This window comes from Polaribacter sp. Hel1_33_78, from assembly GCF_900106075.1.
Classification (GTDB): Bacteria; Bacteroidota; Bacteroidia; order Flavobacteriales; family Flavobacteriaceae; genus Polaribacter.
On record NZ_LT629794.1, the window covers coordinates 1,750,030 to 1,764,313 of the forward strand.

At 31.0% G+C, this 14,284-nt stretch carries 13 protein-coding genes; 6 read left to right on the forward strand and 7 right to left on the reverse strand.

Annotated elements, in window-relative coordinates; translation table 11 throughout:
• The first annotated feature begins 48 nt into the window (after positions 1-48).
• Both rocD and BLT88_RS07435 read left to right on the forward strand, forming a co-directional pair.
• Positions 49-1,326 carry an ornithine--oxo-acid transaminase gene (gene rocD, locus BLT88_RS07430; protein WP_091953986.1) on the forward strand — a complete coding sequence of 426 codons (1,278 nt, stop codon included), beginning with the start codon at positions 49-51 and terminating at the stop codon, positions 1,324-1,326.
• Between the two features lie 111 nt (positions 1,327-1,437).
• Entirely contained in the window at positions 1,438-1,878 is a 441-nt protein-coding gene (locus BLT88_RS07435) for a DUF5362 family protein (protein ID WP_231959936.1), read from the forward strand.
• Between the two features lie 345 nt (positions 1,879-2,223).
• On the opposite strand, the gene BLT88_RS07440 is transcribed toward BLT88_RS07435, so the two are convergent.
• From BLT88_RS07440 to BLT88_RS07450, 3 genes are all read right to left on the reverse strand, one after another.
• Positions 2,224-2,556, reverse strand: coding sequence for a CCC motif membrane protein (locus BLT88_RS07440; protein ID WP_091953988.1), 333 nt, complete (start codon positions 2,554-2,556; stop codon positions 2,224-2,226).
• A 13-nt stretch (positions 2,557-2,569) separates the two neighbouring features.
• Positions 2,570-2,845 carry a DUF2752 domain-containing protein gene (locus tag BLT88_RS07445; RefSeq protein ID WP_091955706.1) on the reverse strand — a complete coding sequence of 92 codons (276 nt, stop codon included), beginning with the start codon at positions 2,843-2,845 and terminating at the stop codon, positions 2,570-2,572.
• A gap of 204 nt (positions 2,846-3,049) precedes the next feature.
• Positions 3,050-3,373: a YbaB/EbfC family nucleoid-associated protein gene (locus BLT88_RS07450; protein WP_036786289.1), complete on the reverse strand. Its 324-nt coding sequence runs from the start codon at positions 3,371-3,373 to the stop codon at positions 3,050-3,052.
• A 144-nt stretch (positions 3,374-3,517) separates the two neighbouring features.
• Here BLT88_RS07450 and BLT88_RS07455 point away from each other — a divergent pair, with 144 nt between their 5' ends.
• The 4 genes from BLT88_RS07455 to BLT88_RS07470 all read left to right on the forward strand — a co-directional run bounded on the left by BLT88_RS07455 (position 3,518) and on the right by BLT88_RS07470 (position 9,404).
• Entirely contained in the window at positions 3,518-5,617 is a 2,100-nt protein-coding gene (locus BLT88_RS07455; RefSeq protein ID WP_091955709.1) for a S9 family peptidase, read from the forward strand.
• Between the two features lie 169 nt (positions 5,618-5,786).
• The gene (locus tag BLT88_RS07460) at positions 5,787-6,782 is read left to right on the forward strand and encodes a PLP-dependent cysteine synthase family protein (protein WP_036786292.1); all 996 of its coding nucleotides are present in this window, start codon (positions 5,787-5,789) and stop codon (positions 6,780-6,782) included.
• A gap of 86 nt (positions 6,783-6,868) precedes the next feature.
• Positions 6,869-8,113, forward strand: a complete 1,245-nt coding sequence (locus tag BLT88_RS07465; RefSeq protein WP_036786294.1) for an aminotransferase class I/II-fold pyridoxal phosphate-dependent enzyme — start codon at positions 6,869-6,871, stop codon at positions 8,111-8,113.
• A 445-nt stretch (positions 8,114-8,558) separates the two neighbouring features.
• Positions 8,559-9,404, forward strand: a complete 846-nt coding sequence (locus BLT88_RS07470; RefSeq protein WP_081958165.1) for a glycoside hydrolase family 16 protein — start codon at positions 8,559-8,561, stop codon at positions 9,402-9,404.
• Between the two features lie 322 nt (positions 9,405-9,726).
• Here BLT88_RS07470 and BLT88_RS07475 read toward each other — a convergent pair whose 3' ends face one another.
• From BLT88_RS07475 to BLT88_RS07490, 4 genes are all read right to left on the reverse strand, one after another.
• Positions 9,727-10,137, reverse strand: coding sequence for an OsmC family protein (locus BLT88_RS07475; RefSeq protein WP_231959937.1), 411 nt, complete (start codon positions 10,135-10,137; stop codon positions 9,727-9,729).
• Positions 10,134-10,373: a thioredoxin family protein gene (locus BLT88_RS07480; RefSeq protein ID WP_091953989.1), complete on the reverse strand. Its 240-nt coding sequence runs from the start codon at positions 10,371-10,373 to the stop codon at positions 10,134-10,136. The genes BLT88_RS07475 and BLT88_RS07480 overlap by 4 nt, the downstream gene beginning before the upstream one ends.
• A 286-nt stretch (positions 10,374-10,659) precedes the next feature.
• Positions 10,660-11,376: a VIT family protein gene (locus tag BLT88_RS07485; protein WP_036786299.1), complete on the reverse strand. Its 717-nt coding sequence runs from the start codon at positions 11,374-11,376 to the stop codon at positions 10,660-10,662.
• 441 nt (positions 11,377-11,817) lie between these two features.
• Complete coding sequence (locus tag BLT88_RS07490; protein WP_091953991.1) at positions 11,818-14,049, reverse strand: TonB-dependent receptor; 2,232 nt, start codon at positions 14,047-14,049, stop codon at positions 11,818-11,820.
• Positions 14,050-14,284: the final 235 nt, after the last annotated feature.

Below are 14,284 nucleotides of genomic sequence, written 5' to 3' on the forward strand. Positions count from 1 at the left end.
GGTAGAACAGGAATGGTTATTTAATTATAAACATTTAAAACGAAAAAAATGACTGTTTTAGACAAGTTAACTTCGGAAGAAGCAATTGCATTAGAAAACAACTATGGCGCACACAACTATCACCCATTACCAGTGGTGTTAAGTAGGGGTGAAGGTGTATATGTTTGGGATGCAGAAGGTAAAAAGTATTATGATTTTTTATCAGCATACTCTGCTGTAAATCAAGGACATTGCCATCCTAAAATTATAGATGCCATGGTACAGCAAGCAAAAACCTTAACCCTAACATCACGTGCTTTTTATAATGACATGTTGGGAAAATACGAAAAATTTGCAACGGAACTTTTTGGTTTCGACAAACTATTACCCATGAATACAGGAGCAGAAGCTGTAGAGACTGCTTTAAAGTTAGCAAGAAAATGGGCCTATGAAGTAAAAGGAATCGACGAAAACAAAGCTGAAATTATCGTTTGTGAAAACAACTTTCATGGAAGAACAACGACCATAATTTCTTTTTCTAATGATCCTGTAGCAAGAAAGAATTTTGGACCGTATACAAAAGGATTTATAAAAATTGAATATGATAACTTACAATCATTGCAAGAAGCTTTGGAAAGTAATCAAAATATTGCCGCATTTCTAGTAGAACCTATTCAAGGTGAAGCTGGAGTATATGTGCCTTCTGAAGGATATTTAGCAGCTGCAAAAAAAATGTGTGCAGCTCATAATGTATTGTTTATTGCCGATGAAGTGCAGACGGGAATAGCAAGAACGGGCAGACTTTTAGCAACTTGTGGTAATTGTTCTTGTGAAGAAAAAAACTGTTCTGGAACTCCAGAAGTCAAAGCAGATATTTTAATTCTTGGAAAGGCTTTAAGCGGAGGAGCATATCCAGTTTCTGCTGTTTTAGCAAACAATCATATTATGGATGTAATTCAGCCGGGAAATCATGGTTCTACATTTGGTGGAAATCCTATTGCCGCAGCAGTTGCAATGGCTGCGTTAGAAGTAGTTGCTGATGAGAAATTGGCTATTAATGCTGATGCATTAGGAATTATTTTTAGAGAAGAATTAGCCGCTTTTGCTAATGAAAATGATCTGGTAAAATCTGTAAGAGGTAAAGGTTTGTTAAATGCTGTTTTAATTAATGATACAGAAGAAAGCTCTACTGCTTGGGATATTTGTATGAAATTAAGAGACAATGGCTTATTAGCAAAACCAACGCACGGAAATATTATTCGTTTTGCACCACCTTTAGTAATGAACAAAGAACAATTAATGGATTGTATTTCCATTATTAAGAAAACAATTACTGAGTTTAAATAATCAGTTACTACCAATAAAATGTGAGCCCTATAATCATAAAATTAAATTTGTGATTATAGGGCTTCTTTTTTTTGTTTATTTTTGAAGTAATAAAATTATAGTGCTTATAAAATGATACATAATCCAATAACAGAATTAGAGCAATTAACCTTAACTGGTGCCTCAAAAACTTTTTTAAAAGAAACGGCTAAATGGACTAAGTTTTTAGCAATACTTGGTTTTGTGTTCATTTGTTTTATGCTCGTGTTAGCAATATTTACAACTACTATTTATGAATATGCCGTGATAATAAAACCAGATTTACCAAGAGGTTTAGGATTAGTAATGATGATTACCTATTTGCTATTAGCTTTTATTTACTTTTTTCCAGTATATTATTTATTAAAGTTTTCTAACCAACTAAAAAAAGCATTGTCTACAAAAAATGATGAGATTTTAGCAAAAGCTTTTGAAATGTTAAAATCGCATTACAAGTTTATAGGAGTGTTTACAATTATTACTATTTCTTTATATGTGCTATTAGCTATTGTTGCAATGATGGGAGCATTATAGGCTACTATAAATATAAAATTCTATTGTTTTTTGATTAGTAGTATCCTTTTTCTTTGCAAATATACCTCCTAAAAACGATTTAATTTTATTTTCGAGAATTCCTTGTTCTTTTGTCTCAATCTTTTTGGAGCCAATATTGATGATGCCTTTAAGTTTATTATTACTCTTATTAATTAATTTTATTTTTCAATTAAAAGCTTTGCTAAATTAGCATTAGCTTCTTTTATATTTATGAAAACTATGAATTCTGATATTGTTTTTGTAACATTAATTATAAAACTATTAGTAAAAAAAAATGCAACTCCATATGGAGTTGCATTAATAGATAATGTTGATTAATACTCTTTATTCACCCAAAATCTCATTCATTCTTTGTTGCATTAATTCTGGATTTTGTATGTTTTCCAATCCAATTTTGTAAAATGCCAAAATAACGAAGACTATAAAAAGTAGATTTAAAATGATGCCCACAATACCTAATGCTTTACCCGCATTTGCATTCCCTGAACCTTTATAGTCTTTAGGATTTTCATGGTACACTTTTAAAGCTTTGTTTCCTAAAACAAAAGCGATAATACCTAAAGGCAAACCGATTACTCCATAACAAATACAAGTTACTACTGATAAGATTCCTAAAATGAGCGATGTGGTTGCATTTGGTAAACTTTGTCTTTCCATTTTTTATGTTTTTTTAGCGTATAAATAGATATTTCATTTTGATAAAGTAACTAATTACGATGACCAAGACATTTATGGCAGTAAAAATAATAATAATTTTTCGACTTTTTTTAAACTTGAATGCAAAATCCAGTAATAAAAAAAATGCAAAAAGTACGAGTGTGTAAATTGCAGGATAGCTCTTAAAAGCAGCAATAAACTCCCCTTTTACCAAATGAATAAATCCTCTTTGTAGGCCACAGCCTAAACAATCAATTCCAAAAAATTGTTTGTTTAAGCAGGGTAGCATGTAGTCTTCTATCTTCAAAAGTATTTTTAAATTATGTAAACAAATTGTTAAATTTTATTTGAAAGTATTTTCTAAAATGTAAGTTGAAATAATTTTTAATGTTTTTTTTTGATAGCTTGCTTAAGCACTAAAAGTCTTATGATTGATGTATATTTTATTCAATTCTAAAAGACAATATTTTTTAATTGACAATATGTGATAAAATTATTTAAACATATCCATTCCTGGAATATTTGGCATCCCGCTTTTAGCAGCTACTGCCATTTCATTTTCGTTAATTTTTGAAGCTTTTTGAAGTGCTTTATTTAAGGTTAAAATTAAATAATCTTCCAATTCTTCAGCATCTGTGAATAAACTTTTATCAATATCAATAGCTTTTATTTCTCTATTGGCTGTTAAGGTTACTTTTATTTTACCGTCTGCACTCACTTCATCTAACATAACAGTATCCAATCTATGTTTGGTTTCTTCCACTTTTTGTTGTGCTTCTTTTAGTTTATTCATCATTCCAGAAAGGTCTCCAAACATAGCTGTTTTATTTACAATTAAATTTAAATCAAAATTAGTGAATTGCGTTAGAATGCTAACTACAAAAAAATGAGAAAATTATTGCTTATCTCAATCCTTTTAAGTCTTATTTTTGCAAGTGCTTGTATAAATGAAATTAAAGATATGAAGAGTACAGATGCAAAGTACCCTGTTGCTGATAGGCAGCCTGAAAAATTAGAAAAACACGGAGATGTTAGAATGGATAATTATTTTTGGATGCGTTTAACGGATGCTCAAAAAAATGCTACAGAGAAAGATCAGCAAACTCGAAAAGTAGTTGATTATTTAGAAGCAGAGAATACCTATTACAATAAAGTAACGGACCATACTAAAGACTTTCAGAAAGATTTATTTGAAGAAATGAAAGGTAGAATTAAAGAAGATGATACTTCCGTACCTTATAAAGAAAATGGTTATTTTTATATAACACGTTATGAAATAGGAAAGCAATATCCAATTTATAGCCGAAAAAAGGAAACTTTAGATGCAGCGGAAGAAATCCTTTTTAATGTAAATGATGCCGCCGAAGGGTATGATTATTTTCAATTAGGTGGTTTAAATATTTCTGAAGATAATAAACTCATGGTTTTTGCAACCGATACGGTGAGTAGAAGACAATATTTTTTACGCATTAAAAATCTAGAAACAGGAGAAATTTATAAAGATATAATTAAAAATACCACAGGTGGTTCTGTTTGGGCAAATGATAACAAAACCATTTTTTACACAAAGAAAAATCCAGAAACCTTGAGAAGCGAAAAGGTTTTTAGACATGTATTAGGTACACCAACTTCAGAAGATGTAGAAGTTTTTCATGAAAAAGATGATACTTTTGGTACGTATGTAACTAAATCGAAATCTAATGACTTTATAATCGTCGGTTCTTATAGTACATTATCTACAGAAGCACAGTTCTTAGACGCCAACAATCCAAACGGAAAATTCACCATTTTACAAGCAAGAGAAAAAGAGTTAGAATACAATGTTGCGCATTATAAAGATCATTTTTATCTATTAACCAATAAAGATGGTGCTACCAATTTCAAGATGATGAAAACACCTGTTTTAGCTACAGGTAAAGAAAATTGGGTAGATGTTATTGCACATAGAGAAGATACCTTATTAGAAGATTTTTCCATATTTAAAGACTTTATAGTAATTGAAGAACGCACCAATGGATTGAATAAAATACGCATAAAACGTTGGGATCAAAAGGAAGATTTTTATTTGCCTTTTGATGAAGAAACATATGCTGCTGGTGTATTTCCTAATCCAGAATTTGATACAAACGTTATTAGGTATTCCTATAATTCGTTTACAACGCCAAGTTCTGTTATTGACTTCAACATCAGAGATAAATCGCAAGAGGTTAAAAAAGAACAAGAGGTGTTAGGCGGAAAATTCAAAAAAGAAAACTACAACAGTAAACGAATTTGGGCAACTGCAATAGACGGTAAAAAAGTGGCTATTTCTATAGTATATCATAAAAATACTAAGTTAAATGAAAATACACCATTATTACAATATGCATACGGTTCTTATGGAGCTACAATTCCAGATAGTTTTTCAACCACACGTTTAAGTTTATTAGATAGAGGTTTTGTTTTTGCAATCGCGCATATTAGAGGAAGTCAATATTTAGGAAGAGATTGGTATGAAGATGGTAAAATGTTTCACAAAAAAAATACGTTTACTGATTTTATAGCTTGTTCTAAATATTTAATTGATAATAAGTACACCTCTGCCAAACATTTATACGCCATGGGAGGTTCCGCCGGAGGATTATTAATTGGTGTTGTTGTTAACCTGAATCCAGAATTATACAATGGTGTTATTGCCGCCGTACCATTTGTGGATGTCATATCGACTATGTTAGATGATAGTATTCCATTAACCACAGGAGAATATGATGAATGGGGTAACCCTAATAACAAAGATAGTTACGACTATATAAAATCGTATTCACCCTATGATCAGGTAACTGAAAAAGCATATCCAAATATGTTAGTGACCACGGGGTATCATGATTCTCAGGTACAGTATTGGGAACCTGCAAAATGGGTCGCGAAACTGCGAGCGCTAAAAACAGACACCAATTTATTAATGTTAGATACCAATATGGATGCCGGTCATGGAGGAGCATCTGGACGTTTTGAAGCATTAAAAGAAACAGCAAAAGATTACACTTTCTTTTTAGCGCTTGAAAACAAATTAAAGGTATAGCCAATTAAGCCTTAAAATGACTTTTATAATTCCGCAAGGAAGTGTATTTTTGTGTTCAGAAGAAGGCAATCGTCTTTGCAGAAGTTAAGAAGCAATCTTTATTTAAATTAATTAGGTTACTTCTATACTTTTTCAATGCAATGACGTTTCCTTTTTTAAAGAAATTAACATGACAAGACACCTAGGAATCACCAATTCAATTTTAGAGTTAGTAGGCGAAACCCCGCTAATTAAGCTGCATAAGATTACTAAAAATCTGCCAGGTTCTTACTATGCAAAATTTGAAGCTTTTAATCCTGGACATTCTGCAAAAGATAGAATTGCTTTGCATATTGTAAAAGATGCAGAAAAAAAAGGGATTCTTAAAAAAGGAGCTACGATTATAGAAACTACTTCAGGTAACACAGGTTTTAGTTTGGCTATGATTAGTATTGTTAGAGGTTATAAATGTATTTTAGCGGTGAGCGATAAATCTTCGGTAGATAAAATAGATTTATTGAAATCTATGGGGGCAGAAGTTCATGTATGCCCAGCGAACGTTGCACCAGATGATCCAAGGTCATACTACGAAGTAGCTAAAACGATTCACAAGAAAACGAAGAATTCTGTATATATTAATCAATATTTTAACGAGCTTAACATAGAAGCACATTACCGATCTACCGGACCAGAAATCTGGGAGCAAACTCAAGGGGAAGTTACTCATGTCGTAGTGGCAAGTGGCACAGGAGGTACTATTTCTGGGACAGGAAAGTACTTAAAAGAACAAAACTCAAATATTAAAGTTTTAGGAGTAGATGCTTTTGGCTCGGTACTAAAAAAATACCATGAAACCAGAGAACTCGACTTAAATGAAATAAAGCCTTATAAAATTGAAGGTTTAGGCAAAAACTTAATTCCGACAGCTACAGATTTTGATGTGATCGATATTTATGAAAAAGTATCTGACAAAGATGCTGCATTAGAAGCCAGAAATATTGTGAAAAAAGAAGGAATGTTTCCGGGGTATACAAGTGGTGCTGTTATGAAAGCTACAAAACAATATGCGGCTAAAGATATGTTTACAGAAGATAGTTTTGTAGTTTTAATTTTTCCAGACCATGGATCTCGTTATATGAACAAAATTTATAGTGATGACTGGATGAAACAAAATGATTTTCTATAAGTAGAATTGTATACTTCACTATTTGATAAACTGCAAAAAAAACGGTTACTTTGCATTTCGAAGAAAAATTAAAAATAGAGTACACGATGAAAGATTTATTTGAAAGAATAATTGAAGATAAAGGACCTTTAGGTAAATGGGCTGAGCAAGCCGAAGGCTATTACGTTTTCCCTAAATTAGAAGGCCCAATATCTAATAGAATGTCTTTTAATGGAAAGAAAGTGATTACTTGGAGCATCAATGACTACTTGGGTCTTGCGAACCATCCTGAGATTTTAAAAGTAGATGGAGAAGCAGCAACGGAGCACGGAATGGCTTACCCAATGGGAGCAAGAATGATGTCTGGTCATACTCCTAAGCATGAACAATTAGAAAGAGAATGTGCTTCCTTTGTAGACAAAGAAAAAGCATATTTATTAAATTTTGGATACCAAGGAATTATGTCGGCAATAGACGCTTTGGTAACCAAAAATGATATTATTGTGTATGACATGGACACACATGCTTGTATAATAGATGGTGTTCGTTTGCATGCTGGTAAACGTTTTGTATATCGTCATAACGATATGGAAAGTTTTGAGAAAAACATCAAGCGTGCTAAAAAAATGGCAGATAAAACGGGTGGAGGAATTTTAGTGATTTCTGAAGGTGTTTTTGGAATGCGAGGAGAACAGGGCCGTTTAAAAGAAATTATCGCTTTTAAAAAAGAGTATAACTTTAGAATTTTAGTAGACGATGCACATGGATTTGGCACCCTAGGAGAAGGCGGTAGAGGTACTGGTTTTGAACAAGGAGTGCAAGATGATATAGATGTATATTTTGCAACTTTTGCAAAATCTATGGCAGGTATTGGTGCTTTTTTGGCAGGTAATAAAGACGTTATTCAATATTTACAATATAATATGCGTTCCCAAACGTTTGCAAAATCTTTACCAATGGCAATGGTTAAAGGTGCTTTAAAGCGGTTAGACATGCTGCGTACCATGCCTGAGCTAAAAGAAAAATTATGGGCAAACACAAATGGTCTACAATCTGGATTGCGTGCTGCTGGTTTTGATTTAGGAACTACGCAAACATGCATAACCCCAGTATTTTTAAAAGGAGAAATTCCGGAAGCAATGGCAATGGTTAATGATTTGCGTGAAAATCACGGAATCTTTTGTTCTATTGTGGTATATCCTGTAATACCAAAAGGATTAATTATTTTACGTTTGATACCGACAGCAACTCATACAAAAGAAGATATAGATGAAACAATTACAGCATTTTCTGCGATTCGAAAATTGCTAGAAAATGGAACCTATAAAAAAATAGCAGCTTCTATAGTATAGTTTTTTAAACATATATATTTATGAACCGAGCTAACTGCTCGGTTTTTTTTGTTTAAATAAAATTTCAAGTATTAACATAAAATAAATTTTATAGAATCCCTCATTTTTAAAGAATCTTAATACTCTGGTTAATTAATAATTTTTTAATAAAAAATTAAGTGAGTTACTTAATTATCTGATTATGAAAATAAACGGAATTTAAATCTGATAAAATTTTTCTTAGTATTCTAGGTGATGTAACAAAATGTAAACGGAGTAAAGGCCTAAATACAATTTTTATTCATTTATATTTTTACCTATTTTATTTTAAATTTATTAATTTTTAGATTCTTTTTTTTATCGTTAAAAAACTAATTGATGTGTTTATGTATTGGTGTTTTTAATAGATTTTAAATAATTTATTACTAATTTCGATTGCTTTAAATTAATCAAAAATTATACTAAAATGAGAAAGAAAACGAGAGTAGTACATATAATATTTTTAATAATATTAACTGTTTTTTTTATAGAATGCAGCAAAGATGAAGGTAATATTATTCCTCCAGAAATAATTGAAGAGCCACCAGCTAGCGGTGATTTAATCTTTTTTGATGAATTTGATATTGATGGAGCTTTGGATACTAGTAAATGGACATTTGAAATTATACCACCTAACAACGGAAGTTGGTGGAATGGTGAAGAACAACACTACACAGGTAGAAGAGATAATACTTATATTTCTAACGGTACCATGAAAATTGTAGCAAAAAAAGAAGTTTATACTTTTCAAGGTTCGACAAAAAATTATACTTCAGCACGTTTAAATTCTAAATTTTCATTTACCTACGGACGTATTGATGTTAAAGCTAAACTACCAAAAGGAGGCGGCACATGGCCTGCAATATGGACAATTGGTTCGAATATAAATAGCGTTGGTTGGCCAGCATGCGGTGAAATTGATATTATGGAGCACTGGGGGCATGAACCGACAATTGTTTCGAGTGCTACTCACAACACCGCTTGTTCTGGTGATTGTTCGGGTGTTACCGTAGGGAAAACTGCTATTTCCGATTATAATGATGAATTTCATGTATATTCCATGATATGGAATGAAAATGAAATTCAGTTTTTAATTGATGATGAATTAAAATATACGTATGATCCTTCACCAAAAGACACACGTAATTGGCCATATAGCGCTGATCAATTTATTATATTGAATTTAGCAATGGGAGGCAGTTGGTTTACAATTGACCCTGATTTTAAAGAGGCTGCCATGGAAATAGATTATGTAAGAGTATATAAAAACTAAAATGAAGATATTTTTCTATTAAATCATAAAAGCCAATTTTTTTTGAGTATTCGTAATAATATCCAAAGTATTTGGCTTTTTTTGGAATCACATATCTCTAAGTAAAACTCTAACAGATTTTTTTTGTTACATCTATTGAATGAAGGTTAGATTAGAAATATTTTTGATTTCAATGGTTTCTAAAAGTGAAAACTAAATAAAATACACTTTTGAAGCTTTGCACTATGATCTAATAAAAAAGTTCAAAAATCAATAAAAGATTATTCTTTTCTTAAAACGCAGCGAATACAAACAAAGCTATCATGAATATTTTAGTACCAACTTAAATATTTTGGAAATTACGAATTGTTCCAGAAATAGTGCAAGACAATTTTATTGTATTGTAGATAGTACCAAATTTCTCAATATTCTTTTTTAATAAGTCAATATTCAGTCTTTTATCGCTGCTGTAAACTATTAAATTATATCTGATATTATCTAATCGAGGTGGGTTTTCAAGACGCATGGCATAAACTTCAATATTAGCTTTTAAATAATTGAATTTTAACATGACTGAAAAACGCTCAACATTTTTTAATATGCAAGAAGCAAAAGAACTCAAAAATAACTCGGCAGGATTTGGCAAGTTTTCAGAAGTTAAACTCGTCGTTCCAAAATTTATAGTGGATTGTTTTACCTCAATAATACCCTCTTGTTTTGAAATGGAGGAAGCTTTGATGTGATACTTTATCATATTTGTTTATTTAGAAGTTTTAGTACTTCTTCTTTTGAAGGTATTCTTCCTATTATAGCGATATCATCATTTATAATTAGAGCAGGTGTTGATATTATATCGAATTTCAGAATCTCTGCTATATCTTCAATTTTTTCAATGGTTACATCAAAGTTGTTTTTGATAACCACAGCTTGAACCACATTTGTCATCGCTTTACATTTTGCACATCCCGTTCCTAGTATTTTAATTAACATATTTATATTGTTACTTCAAATAACAAATATAATACCTGCAATTATTTAAAAATATGACTTAAATCACATTCTTTTGTATAATTTATTTTATAACAACTTTTAATAAATATAAATGACTTGTCAGTATGGTGTTTTTTAACATACTTTTATTATGAGTTTAACTTAATAAATTTTCACTTCAGTGAAGATACAGATGTAGTTGAAAAAGCATCAATTCATAACTTAATCTAATTCTTTTGATTGATTATAAAATATTATTTAACTGACATTAAATGATATATCTATGTTATATCATATTTACATTAAAAAGATATCCAACCAAAGCGGTTAGTCCCATGGCAACTGTGCCCCAAAAAGCAATTCTTAAAATTGATTTTCCAATGTTTGAACCTCCCGTTTTAGCAGATAACGCTCCTAAAACTATTAGAAAAAATAGCGCAAAACCATAAAGGGAATATTCGATATGTTCTAAGGGAAGAAAAAGAGTCACGAGAAAAGGAAGTAATCCGCCAATCGTAAATGCGGCTCCTGATGCCACTGCGGCCTGAATAGGTTTTGCTTGGTTCATTTCATTTATTCCTAATTCATCTCGAACATGCGCCCCAAGAGCATCTTTTTCCGTCATTTCTTTAGCAACCAGCAAAGCGGTTTCTTTTTTTAGTCCTCTATTTTCATAAATTTGTGCTAATCGTTGTAATTCAATATCTGGCATTTCTTTTAATTCAATAATTTCTCTTTCTATATCTGCTTTTTCAACATCTGTTTGAGAACTTACAGATACATATTCTCCAGCTGCCATGGATAATGCTCCTGCCACCAAACCAGCTAAAGTTGCTAAAATAATAGGCTCTCTTAAATCGCTTGCTGCGGCGATACCAATAGCTAAACTAGCAGTAGATAAAATTCCATCATTTGCACCAAGAACTGCTGCTCTCAGCCAATTACTCCGGTGTATGTAGTGATGTTCTAGATAATTATCTAATTCCTCAGTCTTTTTCTTCATTTCTATCGTTGTTTTTGAGAGTTAAGGTCCAAAAATGTAAGTATTATGACTTTTTTTGATAAGTATAATATATTTTCATCTTTCAGTTTGTAATAGACAAATTTATATTGATATTTCATAGAATATTATGATATCTGTCAGTTCATTATTGTTTTAAGGATGTAATTAAATTTAGATTAAAAAACGAAAGGCAAATTCTAGAAGAAAGTACTTGAACCGCTTTCATTTTTTTTTAATTCCTTGCTTTTTCTGCCAATTATTTAAATTCAATCCCCAGCGTGTGTCGAATATGTAGAAATTTTATTTTTCTAATTGTTATACAGCACTGATTAATGAAAATAGCTCACCTATAGCATGGAGTTTAGTATTTTCTCAAGAAACAAAAAACTCGAATAATGTATTAAACTATTCGAGCTATAAAATTGGTTTTTAAAAATAATTTTAAAAGCTAAACTCCGCACCAGCATATAAACCAAATGGATGCCCTGGTCTTAATCCTGCTGGCACTCTTGAAACTGCATAAGTATTGTCTAATAAATTTATAATATTTGCTGTTAAGCGAAGTTTTTTGTTTACATAATATTTACCGGAAATATCTACAATAAAGTTAGAGGATACTTTTTCATTTTCCGAAATATTACCTGTACCAGCTAATGTTCTAAACTCCCCATTATATCTGGCATTTAAGTTAATTTCAAAAGATGAATACTCTAAAGAAAGGGCAGCATTAAATTGATGTTTTGGAATATAAGGCATTTCATCGCCAACAGCAACTGTTCCCCACAAACCATCTGAACTATCAAAACTATTTTGAAATTCTGAGTTCGTAAAAGTATATCCGAAAGAAATAGGCATAGAAATTTTTGAACCTTCTTTCGCTAAATTATAATTTAATAAGACTTCAATTCCGTTTACATTTACTTCACCAGCATTAAATTGTTCTAAAGAACCTGTGCCTCCTGTTGCTGCTAAATCACTTCCTAAAAGATTTGAATAATCATTAAAAAAACCAACGAATTCGCCTGTTAATTTACCTAGGTTAAAACGAGTACCTAGTTCATAATTAACACTCTCTTCAGATTCTTGTCCGTCTTGATTTCCTGGAGGTGAAAACCCCTTATGAACACCACCAAATAATGAAAAATCGTTATTGAATTTATAATTTGCGCCCATTCCAGGAATAAAAACATTCACAGAATTTTCTCTTGTAGCTAAATCAACACCAGTTCTTGTAATATCATTTTTACCAAAGTCTTCTCTTTGTAATAGTATATTTTCAAATCTTACTCCAGGTGTAAACGTCCAATTATCAATTTTTAATTTATAAGTAATATAAGAAGCAAATGCTTTGGCGCTGGCAATTCTATTCGCATTTGTACCTGGAACTCCAGCTGTTGTTAAATTTAAATCTCCTGAATTAGAGATACTGTATTTATCAACCCATTGAAACCTATCTTCTTCATCGTAATGATAACGAAAACCAATTTCTATATCATGAAATAAATCGCCTTTATACCAATGGTAATCCAATTTTGTTTGAATTCCTTGTGAATAATATTTTCTGTTATTAGCTTTTACACCTAATGCATCTGCTTCAGAATTAACAACGCCATTTAAAATAGAAAAATGATTTGAAAGTGTTATTGGATCCTCTAAAACATTTGCGATAGATTTTTTCTCTCCATTAAAAGTTACATCATTTAATTTGTACCAATTTCTTGAAAAATTATTTTGATAAGCAGTAGTGGTCACTCTGAAATTTTTAGAAAAATCTAATTTATGGGTTAACATATACTGCGAATGATCGGTGGTCATTTTATCATTATTCGAGGCCGAGTATCGTGAAAATGGATTTACAATAAAATCTGCTTGAGACAACCCTAAATAAGTTTCATTACCAACTTCGTCTGCATATTGAAATTTAAATTTTAAAGATTGTTTTATAGCTGCATTTGGAAATAAGTTTATTTTAAATTTAGCCACGAAATCATTTTTATGGAAACCAGTATTTTTTCCACTTGGTAAAGTTTTAAAACCATCAGATCCATAGTTTAGATATTCTAACATATAACCAAATGAACTACTGCCACCGCCAATTTTAGCGTGCAATTGATTTGAATTAAAACTACCATAGCTTGCACTTATTTTTCCACTAAATTTAGAAGGTATTTGAGCAGAAATCATATTAATAGCACCACCCGTTGTGGAAGGTCCAAATTGTACTTGGCTACTTCCTTTCAAAACTTCTACAGCCTCCATTCTAGCTATTGTAGGGAAATAATAGGCAGAAGATGCGCTGTAAGGAGCAGGTGCAATTAATACACCATCTTCCATTAATGTTATTTTAGAACTTCTCTCTGGAGAGGTTCCTCGTAAACTAATATTTGGTCTTAATCCAAAACCATCTTCTTCATAAATACTAACTCCAGGAACAGTTCTTAAAGCTCTGTTTACGTCCGTAAAGCTAAATTTTTGCAATTCTTTAGGGGATAAATAATACGCAGAACCTGTTCTATGTTTTGCCACATATTTATTTCCGAAAATTACATTGGTAGAAATAATAATTTCATCTAATTTCTGAATAGAGTCTAAAACGCCTTGTTGTTTTTCTGTTTGTTGAGCACTTAATAAACTTGTGAATAATGTAGTTACTCCGATAATATATTTGTTCATTTTATTTAGATTAATTATAAATAGTTATATTTTTGAGTGCAAAGATACTACCTCTTTTATGTAAATACAAAGTTTATTTAGAATAAATAAAAATAAAATCACAACTACTTAATTTTTAATATGTTATGATAAAACTTTAACATTTAGAATTATTTATTGAATCTTTATAGCTTCGCAATGAAGATGAATAAAACGCAATAAATTCATTTATAAATTGTAAATTTGTACGCAATTA